Source organism: Streptomyces sp. NPDC006193 (assembly GCF_040613915.1).
Taxonomy (GTDB): Bacteria; Actinomycetota; Actinomycetes; order Streptomycetales; family Streptomycetaceae; genus Streptomyces.
In genome coordinates this window covers 121,999-138,516 of sequence record NZ_JBEXTB010000013.1, presented here as the reverse complement: position 1 = coordinate 138,516, position 16,518 = coordinate 121,999, and the positions used below count along the sequence as shown (strand labels likewise).

Genomic DNA, 16,518 nt, shown 5'->3' with positions numbered 1-16,518 from the left:
GGGGCACGGCGACGCGGTCCGGCCGGTGCCGCGCGGTCCGGCCCGGTGACGCGGTGCGGCCTCCGGCGGCGCAGAGCGGTCTGCGGTGGCGCGGAGCGGTCTGCGGCGGCGCAGGCCCCGGCCCCTGCCCGGCCGGCGGGCGTTCGAGCGGGCGGGGCGGTGCGCGGCGGTGCCGGGTGATGCGGGGCGGTGCCGGGTGGTGCGGGGCGGTGCGGACCGGTGGCGGTGGCGGGCAGGGCGGACAATGGAGGCATGGCGGGTTCAGCGGAGCAGGCACGGCACTGGCGGTACCCGGAGCTTCCCGGCGTCGACCTGCTGCGGGCCCGCTACATCCGCAAGACCTTCGTCCGGCACACCCACGAGAACTTCGTGATCGCCGCCATAGCCGGCGGCGTCGAGGTCTTCCACCACCGCGGTTCCGACGTCTCCGCCGGCGCGGGCGCCCTCGCCCTGGTCAACCCGGACACCCCGCACACCGGCCGGGCCGGCGTGCCCGAGGGCTGGCGGTACGGCGCGCTCTACCCGTCGCCCGAGGTGGTCGCCGCGATCGCCGCGGAGACCACGACCCTGCGGGGCGCCCCGGGTTTCGTCAGCCCCGTCCTGGACGACCCCCGCACCGTCCGCCTCGTCCACCAGGTGCTGCGCGCCGCCGAGGAGGGCGACGCGCTGACCGCCGACACACTCCTGCGCGTCGCCGTGACCAGACTGCTGCGCCTGAACGGGGGCCCGCTGCCCCAGCGGCGGACCCGCACCGCCGGCGCGCGGATCGCGGCCCGCGCGCGTGCGGTGCTGGAAGAACGGATGACCGAGCCACCGACCCTGGAACGGCTGGCCGCGGACCTCGGGACCGGCCCGTTCGCGCTGCTGCGGGCGTTCCGCGACGCCTACGGCATGCCGCCGCACACCTGGCTGACGGACGCACGCGTGCGCCGCGCGCGGCTGCTGCTGGACGCCGGGACCTCCCCGGCGGAGGCGGCGGTCGCCGTCGGTTTCACCGACCAGCCCCACCTGAACCGGCACTTCGCCCGCATCGTCGGCGTGCCCCCGGGCGCGTACCGGCGCGAGCGCAAGAACGTACAAGACCGGGACTGACGGGCGCCCGTACCGTCCGAGGCGTGGCACAGCAGACAGCACCGGCGGACCTGGCCGGCGACGGCGTGGGGAAACCGGACGCGGCCGTCGTACGCGACGCACTGGGGGTCGGCGTCGCCGTCGGCCTGTCGGGATTCGCCTTCGGGGTGACCTCGGCCGGCAGCGGACTCGGACTCCTGCAGACCTGCGCGCTCAGCCTCCTGGTCTTCACGGGCGCCTCGCAGTTCGCCCTGGTGGGAGCCCTCGCCGCCGGGGGCAGCCCGTTCACGGCCGCCGCCGGAGCGTTCTTCCTGGGCGTGCGCAACGCCTTCTACGGGCTGCGCCTGTCGCAGGTGCTGGCCCTCCCGCGAGCGGTACGGCCGTTCGCCGCCCAGTGGGTGATCGACGAGACCACCGCCGTCACCCTGACGCAGCCGACCCGGCGGGCCGCCCGGATCGGTTTCACCGTCACCGGGCTCAGTCTGTACCTGTTGTGGAACCTGACCACGCTGCTCGGCGCGCTGGGGGCCGGGGCGATCGGGGACACACGCGCCTGGGGCCTGGACGCCGCCGGGCCCGCCGTGTTCCTGGCCCTGCTCGCGCCCATGCTCACGACGGCCACCGAGCGCGCGGTCGCCGGCCTGGCGGTCGTGCTGGGCCTCGCCCTGCTGCCCGTCCTGCCGGCCGGTGTGCCGGTGCTGGTTGCGGCGCTGGCGGCGCCCCTCGCACTGATCGCCGAGGGCCGCCGCGGTGGCCGGGCCGGGCAGCACGCACCGGGCGGCACGGACGTGCCGGCCGGCCCGGAGGGACCGGACGACAGGGACGCGCCGGACGGCCCGGAGGGACCGGGCGCGGCGCACGGAGGAGAGGGCGGCCGGTGAACACCTGGATCGCGATCGGCGCCACCGCACTCGGCTGCTACGCCGTGAAGCTCGCCGGGCTGCTCGTGCCCGCAGGCGTCATCGAGCGGCCTTTCGTGCGACGGCTCGCCGCCCTGCTGCCCGTCGCCCTCCTCGCGGCGCTCACGGCCCAGCAGACGTTCGCCGACGGGCACGCGCTGGCACTGGACGCGAGGGTCGCGGGGCTCGGCGCGGCTGCCGTCGCGCTGCTCCTGCGCGCACCGTTCCTCCTGGTCGTCGCGGTGGCCGTGGGGGTGACGGCGGGCGTACGGGCCCTCGGCGGGTGAGGCGGGCGGCCCCTGCGGCCCTCGCGGCCCGTGCGGCCCGTGGGCGCCCGCGCGGTGGGCGCGGCCCACGGAAGGACCCGGCGGGGACCGGCCCCGGACCCACGGAACAGGGCCGGCTCGGACAGCGGGACCGGGTCAGCCCGTGCACCCCGAGCGGACCAGCCCACGGCACGCCGGGTCAGCCCGTGAAACGCCACCGGGTCAGTCCTCGGTGCGGCCGTACGCCCTCAGTGTGCGCAGCGCCTCGATGGTCACCACGGAGCGTGCCTCCAGCGCGGGGGCCGGGGCCCACCGGCGCCACCGGAGAGGCCAGCCGCCGTCCTCCTGCTGCTCGGCGGCCAGGTGGTCCAGTGCGCGCGTCATCTCGTCGTCCGTGAACCACGCGCGCGCGAGCGAGTCCGGGGTGCGCGCGAAGTCGTGCGGGAAGTGGTGCTCGCGCGGGGCGTAGCCGGGGGCGACGGGGAACGCCTCGAGCCGCTCGGGGTCCAGCGCCGCGAGCCGCTGTTCCCGCACCAGGCGGCCCAGCCGCGCGGCGGCCGCTTCCGCGCGCGGGCGGTCCGGAACGGAGTCCAGGAAGGTCACGGCGGCCTGCACCTCGTAGGGGTGGGACCGTTCCAGCGACTCCACGGCCTGCCAGCAGAAGTCGGTGGCCCGGAACAGCCAGGCGTGCCACACCTCGTTGCGGTGCAGCAGCCCGACGACCGGTCCCGTGGCCAGCAGATCGCTGGGCGGGTCGTCCACGACCGGGACGAACGGCGCGGCCGGATACCCGCGCTGGCTGGGGTGGATCGCCGGCAGCGCGCCCTCGGCGGTGGAGACGGAGGTCAGGTAGCGGCACACGTGCTCCACCCGCCGGCCGCCGCACCGCCCGACCGCGTCCAGCACGCGCAGCGCGTGCGCGGTGTGCAGGGGCTGGCTCACCGGTCCGCGCAGGTCGGGCTCCAGCGCGTGCCCGTAGCCGCCGTCCTCGTTGCGGTAGGCGTCCAGTGCCGTCTCGACCGCTTCGGGGGCGCCGTGCAGGAAGTGGTACGCGAACAGACGCTGCTCCAGGACGCGCGCCGTGAGCCACACGAACCGCTCGGCGCGCAGGAGCGGGGAGCGCGCCGGGGGCGTGGAAGGGGGTGGGGAAGCTCCTGTGTCGGCCATGTGTCAGACCGTAGGACGCGAAGCGGCCCGGCAGAGCGCTTCCCGGGCAGGGCGTACCCCCAGGGGCGGGATACTGGAGTCATGCGGTTGACGGTCTTCTGGCAGCGGATGGCGGAATACTTCGGTCCGGGGTACGCCGACACCTTCGCGCGCGACCACGTCATGTCCGAACTCGGCGGACGCACGGTGAACGAGGCGCTGGACGCCGGCTGGGAGGCCAAGGACGTGTGGCGCGTGGTGTGCACGGTCATGGACGTGCCCGGCGAGAAGCGCTGACGCACCGGGCGGCACGACGCCTCGCCCACCGGTGCGCGAGACGACGGCGCGGTCGGCGGCACGGCACCGGACCGCCACACAGATCCCGGGTGGGTGCGGGCTGTCGGCGGCGTGGGCGAGACTAAGGCGCGTGGCACCCACTGACGAGGATCCCCTGGCACCCCCGACCGGCGGCGGCGAGCCGGCCGCCCGGCACTCACCGACGGCGGCGGCGATCCCGCCCGCCCGGCCGCCGGTCTCCGGCGCCGTCGCTCCGGGCGGCCGGATGCCGCGCTGGCTGCCGCGTGCCATGGTGCTCGCGCTCGCGTTGATCGCCGCGTTCCAGCTGGGCAGCTGGGCCTTCCACCAGCTGACCGGACTCCTGATCAACATCCTGATCGCGTTCTTCCTGGCGCTGGCGATCGAGCCGGCCGTGAGCCGGATGGCGGCCCGCGGCATGCGCAGGGGTCTCGCGACGTTCCTCGTCTTCCTCGGGCTGACCGTCGTCGCCGCCGGGTTCGTCACCCTGCTCGGGTCCATGCTGGCCGGCCAGATCATCAAGATGATCGAGGGCTTTCCGAACTACCTCGACTCGCTGATCAACTGGATCAACGAGAGCTTCCACACGGAGCTGAAGCGGGTGGACATCCAGGAGGGCCTCCTCCACTCCGACTGGCTGCGCAAATACGCGCAGAACAGCGCGGCCGGCGTCCTCGACGTGTCCGCCCAGGTGCTCGGCGGCCTCTTCCAGACGCTGACGGTCGGGCTGTTCTCGTTCTACTTCGCCGCGGACGGCCCCCGGCTGCGCCGCGCCCTGTGCTCCGTCCTGCCGCCCGCACGCCAGGCCGAGGTGCTGCGCGCCTGGGAGATCGCCGTCGACAAGACGGGCGGCTATCTCTACTCGCGCGGACTGATGGCACTCATCTCGGGGATCGCGCACTACGTCCTGCTGCAGGCGCTGAGCGTGCCGTACGCACCCGTGCTCGGTGTGTGGGTGGGCCTGGTCTCGCAGTTCATCCCCACCATCGGGACGTACCTCGCGGGCGCGCTGCCGATGCTGATCGCGTTCGCCGTCGACCCCTGGTACGCGGTGTGGGTGCTGGTCTTCGTCGTGGTCTACCAGCAGTTCGAGAACTACATGCTCCAGCCCAAGCTGACCGCCAGGACGGTCGACATCCACCCGGCGGTCGCCTTCGGCTCGGTGATCGCGGGCACGGCCCTGCTCGGCGCCGTCGGCGCGCTGATCGCCATCCCCGCGGTGGCCACGCTGCAGGCGTTCCTCGGGGCGTACGTGAAGCGGTACGCGGTCACGGACGACCCGCGGGTGCACGGGCACCGCCGCAGGGGGCCGGGCGGCCCCGGCACGTTCCAGCGCCTGCGGGGGCTGTGGGCCCCTCGCCCCGACGGGGAGGAGCGGGCGTAGTCCGCGGACCTCGGTCCGTCCCGGCCGCCTCGGCGCCGGGGACCCGTCCGCGCCGCGGCGCGCGCCGCGTGGCGCGCTTGACACCAAAATCGAACATCTATTCTTATGAGGGCTCAGGCGAGGCCATCGACTGGGTGCTTCGTCCCGTTTCGCGGGGAGATGTACCTCGGTTATCCACAGGCTGGTCCTGCGTCGGGGCGCATTGTCAGTGGCAGGCGTTAGCGTCTTTGACGTGAAGCGATCGACTCAAGCAAATCGGGTGGAACCCATGGCAGGAACCGACCGCGAGAAGGCGCTCGACGCCGCGCTCGCGCAGATTGAACGGCAATTCGGCAAGGGCGCGGTCATGCGCATGGGCGAGCGGTCGAAGGAGCCCATCGAGGTGATCCCGACCGGGTCGACCGCTCTCGACGTCGCCCTCGGCGTCGGCGGCCTGCCGCGCGGCCGTGTCGTGGAGATCTACGGACCGGAGTCCTCCGGCAAGACGACCCTCACCCTGCACGCCGTGGCGAACGCGCAGAAGGCCGGCGGCCAGGTCGCCTTCGTGGACGCCGAGCACGCCCTCGACCCCGAGTACGCGCGCAAGCTCGGCGTCGACATCGACAACCTGATCCTGTCCCAGCCGGACAACGGCGAGCAGGCCCTGGAGATCGTGGACATGCTGGTCCGCTCCGGCGCCCTCGACCTCATCGTCATCGACTCCGTCGCCGCGCTCGTCCCGCGTGCGGAGATCGAGGGCGAGATGGGCGACAGCCACGTCGGTCTGCAGGCCCGTCTGATGAGCCAGGCGCTCCGTAAGATCACCAGCGCGCTCAACCAGTCCAAGACCACCGCGATCTTCATCAACCAGCTGCGCGAGAAGATCGGCGTGATGTTCGGCTCCCCGGAGACCACGACCGGTGGCCGGGCGCTCAAGTTCTACGCCTCGGTGCGCATCGACATCCGCCGCATCGAGACCCTGAAGGACGGCACCGAGGCGGTCGGCAACCGCACCCGCTGCAAGGTCGTCAAGAACAAGGTCGCGCCGCCCTTCAAGCAGGCCGAGTTCGACATCCTCTACGGCCAGGGCATCAGCCGGGAGGGCGGTCTGATCGACATGGGCGTGGAGCACGGCTTCGTCCGCAAGGCCGGCGCCTGGTACACGTACGAGGGCGACCAGCTCGGCCAGGGCAAGGAGAACGCGCGCAACTTCCTCAAGGACAACCCGGACCTGGCCAACGAGATCGAGCGCAAGATCAAGGAGAAGCTGGGCGTGGGGGTCCGCCCGGAGGAGCCCGCCGCGGAGCCGGGCGCGGACGCGACGGTCACCGCCGGGGCGGCCGACGACGCCGCCAAGCCGGTGTCCGCCGCGGCAGCCGCCAAGGCCACCAAGCCCAAGGCCGCCGCAGCCAAGAGCTGACCCGTGACACGGCGAACCGACTGGGCCGAGTACGAGTACGTCTCCCCCGGCGCCCCGCGGGGGAGGGGCGCCGGAGACCGTCCGCACTCCGCCGTGGACGATGACGACGGACACCGGCACGACGGATACGGCGAGTACGGCGAGGGCCGCCCGCGCGAGGAGTACGGCGGACACGACGCGGCCGGTGGAACCCGCGGACACGGCCGTGACGACGGCGCACACCCGGAAGCCGCGGACGGGGGGACCTTCGGGGGCGGCTCGCCCGGCCATGGGTCCGGGAGCACCGGCGGCCCGCGGCGCGGCGGCCGGGGGCGGGGCCGGCGGCGGCGCGGTGCCGGCGACGCGCCCGGTGAGGACGCAGACGCCCCTGCCTCGTCGAGGGCCGAGCGGGGGGAGTCCTCGGGGGACCCGGCTGAGCGGGCCCGGGCGATCTGCCTGCGCCTGCTCACCGGGACCCCCCGCACCCGCAAGCAGCTCGCGGACGCCCTGCGCAAGCGGGAGATCCCCGACGACGTGGCCGACGAGGTGCTGTCCCGGTTCGAGGAGGTCGGACTGATCGACGACGGTGCCTTCGCGGACGCCTGGGTGGAGTCCCGGCACCACGGCCGGGGACTCGCCCGGCGCGCCCTCGCCCGGGAACTGCGCACCAAGGGCGTCGACTCGGCACTGATCGACGAGGCCGTCGCCCAGCTCGACTCCGAGCAGGAGGAGGCGACCGCCCGCGAACTCGTCGCCCGCAAGCTGCGCGCCACGCGCGGCCTCGACCGCGACAAACGGCTCCGCCGCCTCGCCGGCATGCTCGCCCGCAAGGGCTACCCCGAGGGCATGGCCCTCCGCGTCGTCCGCCAGGCCCTGGAGGAGGAGGGCGAGGACACCGAGTTCCTGGAGGACGGGGACTTCTGAAGCGCACGGCCGTGAAGCGCACGGCCGGCACGGGCCTTCGGCGCGCTGCGCGGGCCGGCCGCGCGGTGCGACCGGCGCGGGGGGGCAACCCCCGCCACGGACGCCGGGCCGCCGCACACCGAGGCCGAGGCCGGCCACCTGGGCCATGAACCACTCCTGGCCCACGACCATCGCCGTCGTCGACACGCTGGCCATGCCGGTGGCCGAACGTGCGAGCACGATCGCGCCGCTTCGCCCGGCCCGGGCGCCCCACCGCCGGGTGAGGTGATGTCCTTCCGGCTCCTGGCTGCCTCACTCGGCAGCGGGACCGCCCTCGCCGTTCCCTCGCCGCCCGCTGCCGACTCGGCGGCAGTGCGCTACGGCCCGGGCTTCGCCGGCCGTACCGGCAACCCCTCCGCGCGCCACGCCTGGAATCCGCCCACCAGGTCCGTCGCCCGGTGCAGACCCAGCTGGTGCAGGGACGCGACGGCGAGGCTGGAGGCGTAGCCCTCGTTGCAGACCACGACGACACGCAGATCGTGCCCGGTGGCCTCGGGTAGGCGGTGGCTGCCCTGCGGATCGAGGCGCCACTCCAGTTCGTTCCGCTCGACGACCACCGCTCCGGGGATGAGCCCGTCCCGCTCGCGCAGGGCCGCGTACCGGATGTCGACCAGCAGCGCCTCACCGGCCTGCGCTGCCTCGTGCGCCTCGCGTGGCTGGATGCGCCGGTAGCCCGACCGCACGTGCTCCAGGAGCTCGTCGATGCCCAGGGGCCGTTCGCCCCCGCGCGCCCGGGCCGGCTGCCCGCCCGGGCCGGTCACTGCCAGTCCTCCGGGCGTTCGACCTGCTCCAGGCGGAGCACAGGGCCCGTGCGGCTGTAGCGCCGGATGTGGGGCAGCGGCGGGTAGTAGGCGTGGACGGAGATCGCATGCCGGTCACGGGACTCGTTGAGTACTTCGTGCACGTGGTGGCGGCCGAAGGCGCGGCCCTGCCCCGCGGACAGCCGCCGGGTGCGGTCCACGCCCTCGGTGAGCTCCAGGGTCTTCCAGCCGTCGGTGGGCAGCCGGGCGGCGAGGGAGTGCTCCGTCAGCTCGCCCGAAGCGGTGAGGAAGGCGCCGATCGAGTCGGCGTGGTCGTGCCAGCCCGTGCCGGTGCCGGGCGGCCAGCCGATCAGCCAGGCCTCGCTGCCGCCGGGCCCGTCCAGCCGCACCCAGGTGCGGCCCTCCGGGTCGAGCGGCAGGGAGGCGATCAGTTCGGCGTCGGCGGCCGTGCGCCGGACGAAGTCGAGGAGGTCGGCCTGGGTGGGCGCGGCCACGGCGGCGGCAGGCGCGGACAGGGAAGGGGAGGGGACAGACACGTGCACCGTCCTGGATGGTTCGCGGAAACGGGCGCACGACGGCGCCCGTGAAGGGAGGGGATGCGAAGTCAGCAGGACGGGCGACACACGCAGCCCGCATAGCGGACGAGGTCCATATGGACCCTCCGCCACAGGCGCACACAGGTGTCGGTCACGATCGGGAGTACAGCATGCCGTCGCAAATCGGTCAACCGAGTGTCACACTGCGGACGAGGCCGGAGGGCCGACCGGGCGCGCGGTCAGCGCGCCCCCGAACCGGCCTCCGCCTCCTCCTTCACCGTGCCGCCCAGCGCGGCCTCCGCCGCGGTGTACAGGTCGGCCGGACGGACCCCGCTCAGCGCGGTGACCAGGTACCCGTCGGGACGCACGAGCAGCACGCTGTGCGCCGGCGCGCCCGGGTAGCTCTCGGCGACCAGCAGCTCGGCCGGATGCGGCAGCGCGGTCACGGCCGCGGCGAGCCGGGGCATCACCCCGGCGGACACCCAGTGCCTGCGGTCCCAGACCCCCGTACCGGGCGCGATCAGGACGACGAGCAGCGCACCGCGGCCGAGCCGGTCGCGCAGCCGGACGAAGGTGCCGTCCTCCGCCGTGACCCGTACGTCGGTCACCCGGGCGCCGGGCGGTGTGCCGACCGGGATCTCCGCCTCCGAGGGCGGCGGCGCGAGCGGCGAGCCGGCGTACGACCCGGGCGCGCCCAGCGGCCCGCGCCCCAGATGGCCGTCCGCGAGCAGCGCGTCGTGCCCCCGGGCCGCACCCGGGACGATGTGGCGCAGCCCGCCCCCGCCGCGCAGCACCGGCAGCACCTGGTCGGCCGCGCGCAGCCGGGCGGCGACCACCGCGCGCCGCTCGGTCTGGTAGCTGTCCAGCAGGGCCTCGTGCGGGCCGTGGTGCCAGGCCGTGGCCAGCTTCCAGGCGAGGTTCTCGGCGTCGTGGAGGCCTTCGTCGAGGCCGTGGGTGCCGAGCGCGCCGAGCAGGTGCGCCGCGTCCCCGGCGAGGAACACCCGGCCGGCGCGCCACCGCCGGGCGAGGCGGTGGTGCACCGTGTGGACCCCGGTGTCGAGCAGCTCGTACGGCGGGGTGGAGCCGTCCGTCCAGCCCGCGAGGGTCTCCCGGATCCGGGCCAGCAGGATCTCGGGCGTGACCAGGTCCTTGCCCGGCGGCAGCAGCCAGTCCAGGCGCCACACGCCGTCCGGGAGGGGGCGGGCGGTCACCTCGGCGGCCGAGGGCCCGGGGGACTGCCGCCACGGCGGCATCCGGTGGAGCAGCGCCTGGCCCTCCCAGGGGAGTTCCGCGCGCAGCGCGGCGACCGCGTGCCGCTCCACCGCCGTACGGCCCGGGAAACGGATGTCCTGGAGTTTGCGCACGGTCGATCGGGGGCCGTCGCAGCCGACCAGATGACTGCCGCGCCACCAGGTGCCCTCCGGGCCGCGGGTGTGCGCGGTGACGCCGGAACGGTCCTGCTCGATCGCGTCCACCCGGCTGTCCACCGCCACGTTCACCAGGGGCTCCGCGGCGGCCGCCCCGCGCAGGAACCCCATGAGGAGGTGCTGCGCGATGTGCAGCGGGGCGGGCTCGCTCCCGTCGAGGACGATCTCGCTCGTCACCTGCTTGCGCCGCAAGGACCGCCATCCGGTCCAGCGCACGCCGTGGTCACCGAGCGCCACCCCGGTCAGCCGCTCCAGCAGGGCGGCCGTGTCCTCGCGCAGGACGACGGTGCGCGCCGGGCGGGGTTCGTCCTTGCCGGGTCCCTCGTCCAGGACGACGGACGGCACCTCCTGACGCGCCAGCGCCAGGGCGAGCGTGAGCCCCACGGGCCCCGCTCCGACGATGATCACCGGGTCCACGGTGTGGCGCCCCCTGCCCGCAGCGGTGTCCTGACGGAAGAAGGTGAACAGGAAGGTGAAGCGGGGTGCACGATCACAGAACGTATGCAACCCATTGGCAGAGTTTGCGTCAAGCGACCGGAGGCAGTGGCGATCATGCCACTGCCTCCGGGTGGTGCATTCGGGTCTGGTCCGGCGTCAGGCGGCGGTGCCGGTCGACGCCGTGCCCGCGATGTCCGCGACGTCCTGGGCGCCGAGCACGGCGCCGGTCGACTTCTTCCGCCGCCGCAGCCGGCCCTCCAGCCAGCTCGCGAAGGAGGTCAGGGAGAAGTTGAGGATCACGTAGATCGCGGCGACCACCGTGAAGGAGGCGATGGTGTTGGCGCCGTAGTAGCCGCTCATCGTGTTCGCCGAGGCGAGCAGTTCCGGGAAGGTCAGCACCGCACCGCCCAGTGCCGTGTCCTTGACGATGACCACGAGCTGGCTGACGATCGCCGGGAGCATCGCGGTGACCGCCTGCGGCAGCAGGACGAGGCGCATCACCTGGTTCTTGCGCAGACCGATCGCCATGGCCGCCTCGGACTGGCCCTTGGGCAGGGAGAGGATGCCCGCGCGGACGATCTCCGCGAGCACCGAGGCGTTGTACAGCACCAGACCGGTGACGACCGCGTACATCGGACGGTCGTCCGAGCTGACGTCGGTGTACTGGGCGTACAGCGCGTTCCCGAAGATCATCAGGATCAGCACGGGGATCGCACGGAAGAACTCGACCACGATCGCGGCCGGCACCCGCACCCACACATGGTCCGACAGCCGCGCGATGCCGAAGAAGGCGCCCAACGGCAGCGCGATGACCATGGCCAGGGCCGCGGCCTTCAGGGTGTTCTCCAAGCCGGGCAGGATGTACGTCGTGTAGGCCTCCGACCCGCTGAAGAACGGCTTCCACAGGGCCCAGGCCAGCTGGTTCTTGTCGTCGAGGGCCGAGTACACCCACCACACGAGGGCGGCGAGCGCGACGACGAACACCGCCGTGTACAGGACGTTGCGCCGCTTGGCCCGAGGACCCTGGGCGTCGTAGAGGACCGCAGTCATCGCTTCACCGCCACCTTCTTGCCCACCCAGCCGAGGACCAGACCGGTCGGCAGCGTCAGGCAGCAGAATCCGAAAGCGATGACCGCGGCGGTCTGCAGCAGCATCGCCTCCTTGTCGAGAATCTCCCTCATCAGCGTCGCCGCCTCCGCCACGCCGATCGCGGCCGCCACCGTGGTGTTCTTCGTCAAGGCGATCAGCACGTTGGTCAGCGGGCCGACCGTGGCACGGAAGGCCTGCGGCAGCACGACCAGGAACAGCACCTGGGTGAAGCTCAGACCGATGGCGCGCGCGGCCTCCGCCTGGCCGACCGGCACGGTGTTGATGCCGGACCGGATCGCCTCGCACACGAAGGCCGAGGTGTAGACGATCAGTCCGAGCACGGCCAACCGGAAGTTGATCGTCTTGAAGTCGTCCGCACCCAGGTTGATCTGCAGCGTCTGGCTGAGGCCAAGCGAGGAGAACAGGATGATCACCGTGAGCGGGATGTTCCGCACGATGTTCACGTAGGCGGTGCCGAAACCGCGCATCAGCGGCACCGGGCCCACCCGCATGGCGGCCAGCAGGGTGCCCCAGACGAGGGAGCCCACAGCGGCCAGCAGCGCCAGCTGAACCGTCGTCCAGAAGGCGCCCAGTACGTCGTAACCTTCAAGAAAGTCGAACACGATCTCCCGCGCTTCCGCGTGTAGGGATGCCCGGATGCGCCGCCCTCACGGACGGCGCATCCGCCGGGCGTTGCCTCAGCTCTTGATCTCGCCGATCTTCGGCGCGGGCTCGTTCTTGTAGCCGGCCGGGCCGAAGTTCTTCTTCACGGCCGCGTCCCAGGAACCGTCGGAGACCATGTCCTCGAGAGCCTTGTTGATCTTGCTCTTGAGGTCGCTGCCCTTCTTGACGCCGATGCCGTAGTTCTCGTTGGTCATCTTCAGGCCGCCCAGCTTGAACTTGCCCTTGAACTGGGCCTGGGAGGCGTAACCGGCGAGGATCGAGTCGTCGGTGGTCAGCGCGTCGATCGCCTTGTTCTGCAGGCCGGTCAGGCACGCCGAGTACGTCGGGTACTGCTGCAGCTGCGCCTTCGGGGCCAGCTTCTCCTTGACGTTCTGCGCGGAGGTCGAGCCGGTGACCGAACACAGCTTCTTCTTGTTGAGGTCCGACGGCGACTTGATCGAGTCGTCGTCCGCGCGGACCAGCACGTCCTGGTGGGCCAGCAGGTACGGGCCGGCGAAGTCGACCAGCTTCTGGCGCTCCGGGGTGATCGAGTAGGTGGCGGCGATGAAGTCGACGTCACCGCGCTTCAGCATGGTCTCGCGGTCGGCGCTCTTCGACTCCTTCCACTCGATCTGGTCGGCGCCGTAGCCGAGCTTCTTGGCGACGTAGGTGGCCACGTCGACGTCGAAGCCCGTGTATCCCTGGGGGGTCTTCTGACCGAGGCCCGGCTGGTCGAACTTGATGCCGATGGTGATCTTCTTGCCGCCGCCGGAGGAGCCGCCCTCGTCCTTCTTGTCGCCGCCGCACGCGGTGGCGGTCACGGAGAGGGCGAGGAGGACGGCCGAGGCGGCGGTGGCCTTGCGGAGCTTCATGCTGAACATCCTTCTGAGTGGTGAGGAACGAGGTCCCTGAGGCCCGGGTGACGCGACCGGAGCGGAGCCCCGGCGCGGGTGACGCGACCGGGGCGGGGCCGTCAGTGGTGCAGGATCTTGGACAGGAAGTCCTTGGCCCGGTCGCTGCGCGGGTTGCTGAAGAACTGATCGGGCGCAGCCTGTTCGACGATCCGGCCGTCCGCCATGAAGACCACCCGGTTTGCAGCCGATCGTGCGAAACCCATCTCGTGCGTGACGACGATCATCGTCATGCCGTCGCGGGCGAGCTGCTGCATGACCTCGAGGACCTCGTTGATCATCTCGGGGTCGAGCGCGGAGGTCGGCTCGTCGAAGAGCATGACCTTCGGGTCCATCGCCAGCGCCCGCGCGATCGCGACGCGCTGCTGCTGGCCGCCGGAGAGCTGCGCGGGGTACTTGTCGGCCTGGGCGCCCACCCCGACGCGGTCCAGCAGCGCCCGGGCCTTCTCCTCGGCCCGCCTCTTGTCCGCCCTGCGGACCTTGACCTGGCCCAGCGTCACGTTCTCGAGCACGGTCTTGTGCGCGAAGAGATTGAACGACTGGAACACCATCCCGACGTCCGCCCGCAGCCGGGCCAGCTCCCGGCCCTCGCGCGGCAGGGGCTTGCCGTCGATCGTGATCGTGCCGGAGTCGATCGTCTCCAGGCGGTTGATGGTCCGGCACAGGGTCGACTTCCCGGACCCGGAGGGCCCGATGACCACGACGACCTCGCCGCGGCCGATCGTCAGGTCGATGTCCTGGAGCACGTGCAACGCGCCGAAGTGCTTGTTGACGCTCGTCAGGACGACCAGGTCGTCGGACGCGGCCACGTCTTCCTTGGCCACCGATACTTTGGTCATCGCTCTCAGGCTCCGTCCTCCTCGGGTTTCCGAGGACAGTAGTGAGCGGCTGTGACCTGCGTCATCACATCTGAGGGAGATCTGAGCATCACGATCCGATAGCAGCCGGACACGTGCCGTGGCACGGCCGGCCGGGCGCGTATCGGCCGGATAACGGAAGCGGCGGGCAACCCGAAGGCTCTTGACGCCGTCCTCATCAATCGGCGTCACTGCCATGGTGCACGCGCCCGCCCGATGTACAAGGCGGATGTGAACCGAAACCGTACGACCGCTGAACCGGAGGGGGCCGGGATGAGACTGCTGCTCGTCGAGGACGACAACCACGTCGCCGCGGCCCTGTCCGCGGTCCTCGCGCGGCACGGGTTCGACGTCACGCACGCGCGCAGCGGCGAGGAGGCCCTCCAGGCGCTCGTCCCCGAGGGCGCCGGTTTCGGTGTCGTCCTGCTCGACCTCGGCCTGCCCGACCAGGACGGCTACGAGGTCTGCGGCAAGATCCGCAAACGCACCGCCACCCCGGTGATCATGGTCACCGCGCGTTCCGACGTCCGCTCCCGCATCCACGGACTCAACCTGGGCGCCGACGACTACGTGGTGAAGCCGTACGACACCGGCGAACTGCTCGCCCGCATCCACGCCGTCAGCCGGCGCACCGTCCACGAGGACGCCGCGGCGGACGGCGGGAGCGCCGTGCTCCTCGGCCCGGTCCGGATCGAGCTGCCCACCCGCCAGGTCAGCGTGGACGGCACGGTGATCCAGCTGACCCGCAAGGAGTTCGACCTGCTCGCGCTGCTCGCCCAGCGGCCCGGCGTGGTCTTCCGGCGGGAGCAGATCATCAGCGAGGTCTGGCGCACCAGCTGGGAGGGCACCGGCCGCACCCTGGAGGTGCACGTCGCCTCCCTGCGGGCCAAACTGCGCATGCCCGCGCTGATCGAGACCGTACGCGGCGTCGGCTACCGGCTCGTCGCCCCGGCCGCCTAGCGGGCACGGGTGCGCACACGGCTCCTCCCGCTGCTCATCGTGCTGCTCGCGGCGGTGCTGCTCGCGCTCGGCGTCCCGCTCGCCGGCAGCGTGGCCGCCGCCCAGCAGCAGCGGGTCGTGGTCGACCGGATCGACGACACGGCCCGCTTCGCGGCGCTCGCGCAGTTCGTCACCGACGGGCCCGGCGGATCCCGCCGGATCACCGTGGACGAGCGCCGGGAGAGTCTGCGCAGCGAGCTGGAGAGCTACTACGGCGTCTACGGCATCCGCGCGGGCGTCTTCTACCGCAACGGCTCGGCGATGGCCAACGCACCCGCCGACTGGTTCGTGCCGAAGACCGGGGAGGTCCGCAAAGCGGTCGACGAGGCGCTGCTCAGCCGGCGCAGCCACGACCCCCGGCAGGTGTGGCCATGGCAGCGCAGCCGGCTCGTCGTCGCCTCGCCGGTGATCCGGGACGGGGACGTCGTCGCGGTCGTCGTGACCGACTCGCCCACCGGGCCGATGCGTTCCCGGATCCTGCGCGGCTGGCTGTTCATCGGGACCGGTGAGATCGCGGCCATGCTGCTCGCCGTGGGCGCGGCGCTCCGGCTGACCGGCTGGGTGCTCCGACCGGTCCGGATCCTGGACGCCACCACCCACGACATCGCCACCGGACGTCTGAAGTCCCGGGTCGCGGCCGCCGGCGGCCCGCCGGAACTCAGGCGGCTGGCCCGCTCGTTCAACGAGATGGCCGACAACGTCGAGGCCGTGCTGGAGCAGCAGCGCGCCTTCGTCGCGGACGCCTCGCACCAGCTGCGCAACCCGCTCTCGGCGCTGCTGCTGCGCATCGAACTGCTCGCCCTCGAACTCCCCGAGGGCAACGAGGAGATCGCCTCGGTCCAGGCCGAGGGCAAGCGCCTGGCCCAGGTCCTGGACGACCTGCTCGACCTGGCGCTCGCCGAGCACGCCGAGGCCGACCTGCGGCTGACCGACGTCGGCGCGCTGACCGGGGAGCGGGTGGCCGCCTGGTCGCCGGCCGCCCGGGCCAAGGGCGTCCGGCTGACCGGCGACTGCCCGCCGACCACCGCCTGGGCCGATCCGATCGCCCTGTCCAGCGCCCTGGACGCGGTGATCGACAACGCCGTGAAGTTCACCCCCGAGGACGGCACGGTGACGGTGACCGTCTCCGCCGACGGCGACACCTCGACGATCGTCGTCACGGACACCGGGCCCGGTCTCACCGACGAGGAACTCGCGCGCGTGGGCGACCGGTTCTGGCGCAGCGGCCGGCACCAGAACGTGAACGGCTCGGGGCTGGGCCTGTCCATCACCCGGGCCCTGTTGGCCGCCGGCGGCGGCTCGATCGACTTCGCCCATCACGAGCCGCGGGGGCTGAAGGTGACGGTCACGGTGCCGCGGCACGCGGAGCCGCAGGAGCACACGGCCGGTGTCCCCTGAGGCTCCCGGGCCGCCTC

17 protein-coding genes and 1 pseudogene are annotated in these 16,518 nt (G+C 72.8%); 9 read left to right on the top strand and 9 right to left on the bottom strand.

The window, feature by feature from the left end; all coding sequences use genetic code 11:
• Positions 1–252: 252 nt before the first annotated feature.
• The 3 genes and pseudogenes from ABZ261_RS15350 to ABZ261_RS15340 form a co-directional block, all read left to right on the top strand.
• Positions 253–1,215, top strand: a pseudogene (locus ABZ261_RS15350) (AraC family transcriptional regulator); the annotation flags it as partial.
• Positions 1,116–1,952: an AzlC family ABC transporter permease gene (locus ABZ261_RS15345; protein WP_356859225.1), complete on the top strand. Its 837-nt coding sequence runs from the start codon at positions 1,116–1,118 to the stop codon at positions 1,950–1,952. The pseudogene ABZ261_RS15350 and the gene ABZ261_RS15345, both read left to right, overlap by 100 nt.
• Positions 1,949–2,257, top strand: a complete 309-nt coding sequence (locus ABZ261_RS15340; RefSeq protein WP_356859223.1) for an AzlD domain-containing protein — start codon at positions 1,949–1,951, stop codon at positions 2,255–2,257. The genes ABZ261_RS15345 and ABZ261_RS15340 overlap by 4 nt, the downstream gene beginning before the upstream one ends.
• A 201-nt stretch (positions 2,258–2,458) precedes the next feature.
• On the opposite strand, the gene ABZ261_RS15335 is transcribed toward ABZ261_RS15340, so the two are convergent.
• Positions 2,459–3,403, bottom strand: coding sequence for a hypothetical protein (locus tag ABZ261_RS15335; RefSeq protein ID WP_356859221.1), 945 nt, complete (start codon positions 3,401–3,403; stop codon positions 2,459–2,461).
• Positions 3,404–3,484: 81 nt separating this feature from the next.
• Here ABZ261_RS15335 and ABZ261_RS15330 point away from each other — a divergent pair, with 81 nt between their 5' ends.
• The 4 genes from ABZ261_RS15330 (at position 3,485) to recX (ending at position 7,383) form a co-directional block, all read left to right on the top strand.
• Positions 3,485–3,679 carry a DUF3046 domain-containing protein gene (locus ABZ261_RS15330; RefSeq protein WP_356859219.1) on the top strand — a complete coding sequence of 65 codons (195 nt, stop codon included), beginning with the start codon at positions 3,485–3,487 and terminating at the stop codon, positions 3,677–3,679.
• Between the two features lie 265 nt (positions 3,680–3,944).
• Positions 3,945–5,081: an AI-2E family transporter gene (locus ABZ261_RS15325; protein ID WP_356859259.1), complete on the top strand. Its 1,137-nt coding sequence runs from the start codon at positions 3,945–3,947 to the stop codon at positions 5,079–5,081.
• 268 nt (positions 5,082–5,349) lie between these two features.
• A complete protein-coding gene (gene recA / locus ABZ261_RS15320; protein ID WP_356859217.1) occupies positions 5,350–6,480 on the top strand; it encodes a recombinase RecA in 1,131 nt (376 codons plus the stop codon).
• A 3-nt stretch (positions 6,481–6,483) separates the two neighbouring features.
• A complete protein-coding gene (recX, locus tag ABZ261_RS15315) occupies positions 6,484–7,383 on the top strand; it encodes a recombination regulator RecX (protein ID WP_356859215.1) in 900 nt (299 codons plus the stop codon).
• A 356-nt stretch (positions 7,384–7,739) separates the two neighbouring features.
• On the opposite strand, the gene ABZ261_RS15310 is transcribed toward recX, so the two are convergent.
• The 8 genes from ABZ261_RS15310 to ABZ261_RS15275 all read right to left on the bottom strand — a co-directional run bounded on the left by ABZ261_RS15310 (position 7,740) and on the right by ABZ261_RS15275 (position 14,086).
• On the bottom strand, positions 7,740–8,183 hold the full coding sequence (locus ABZ261_RS15310; protein WP_356859213.1) for a rhodanese-like domain-containing protein: 444 nt from the start codon (positions 8,181–8,183) through the stop codon (positions 7,740–7,742).
• The gene (locus tag ABZ261_RS15305; protein WP_356859211.1) at positions 8,180–8,719 is read right to left on the bottom strand and encodes a cysteine dioxygenase; all 540 of its coding nucleotides are present in this window, start codon (positions 8,717–8,719) and stop codon (positions 8,180–8,182) included. Before ABZ261_RS15305 ends, ABZ261_RS15310 begins: the two co-directional genes overlap by 4 nt.
• A gap of 68 nt (positions 8,720–8,787) precedes the next feature.
• Positions 8,788–8,859, bottom strand: a complete 72-nt coding sequence (locus tag ABZ261_RS15300; protein WP_309544753.1) for a putative leader peptide — start codon at positions 8,857–8,859, stop codon at positions 8,788–8,790.
• A gap of 99 nt (positions 8,860–8,958) precedes the next feature.
• On the bottom strand, positions 8,959–10,563 hold the full coding sequence (locus ABZ261_RS15295) for an FAD-dependent monooxygenase (RefSeq protein WP_356859209.1): 1,605 nt from the start codon (positions 10,561–10,563) through the stop codon (positions 8,959–8,961).
• A gap of 177 nt (positions 10,564–10,740) precedes the next feature.
• A complete protein-coding gene (locus ABZ261_RS15290) occupies positions 10,741–11,634 on the bottom strand; it encodes an amino acid ABC transporter permease (protein ID WP_356859207.1) in 894 nt (297 codons plus the stop codon).
• Positions 11,631–12,296, bottom strand: coding sequence for an amino acid ABC transporter permease (locus tag ABZ261_RS15285; RefSeq protein WP_356859205.1), 666 nt, complete (start codon positions 12,294–12,296; stop codon positions 11,631–11,633). Before ABZ261_RS15285 ends, ABZ261_RS15290 begins: the two co-directional genes overlap by 4 nt.
• Before the next feature lie 75 nt (positions 12,297–12,371).
• A complete protein-coding gene (locus tag ABZ261_RS15280) occupies positions 12,372–13,208 on the bottom strand; it encodes a glutamate ABC transporter substrate-binding protein (RefSeq protein WP_356859203.1) in 837 nt (278 codons plus the stop codon).
• 101 nt (positions 13,209–13,309) lie between these two features.
• Positions 13,310–14,086: an amino acid ABC transporter ATP-binding protein gene (locus ABZ261_RS15275; protein WP_356859201.1), complete on the bottom strand. Its 777-nt coding sequence runs from the start codon at positions 14,084–14,086 to the stop codon at positions 13,310–13,312.
• Positions 14,087–14,377: 291 nt separating this feature from the next.
• Between ABZ261_RS15275 and ABZ261_RS15270 the strand changes: the two genes are divergently transcribed.
• Both ABZ261_RS15270 and ABZ261_RS15265 read left to right on the top strand, forming a co-directional pair.
• Positions 14,378–15,064, top strand: coding sequence for a response regulator transcription factor (locus tag ABZ261_RS15270; RefSeq protein ID WP_356859199.1), 687 nt, complete (start codon positions 14,378–14,380; stop codon positions 15,062–15,064).
• A gap of 9 nt (positions 15,065–15,073) precedes the next feature.
• Positions 15,074–16,501, top strand: coding sequence for a HAMP domain-containing sensor histidine kinase (locus ABZ261_RS15265; protein ID WP_356859197.1), 1,428 nt, complete (start codon positions 15,074–15,076; stop codon positions 16,499–16,501).
• Positions 16,502–16,518: the final 17 nt, after the last annotated feature.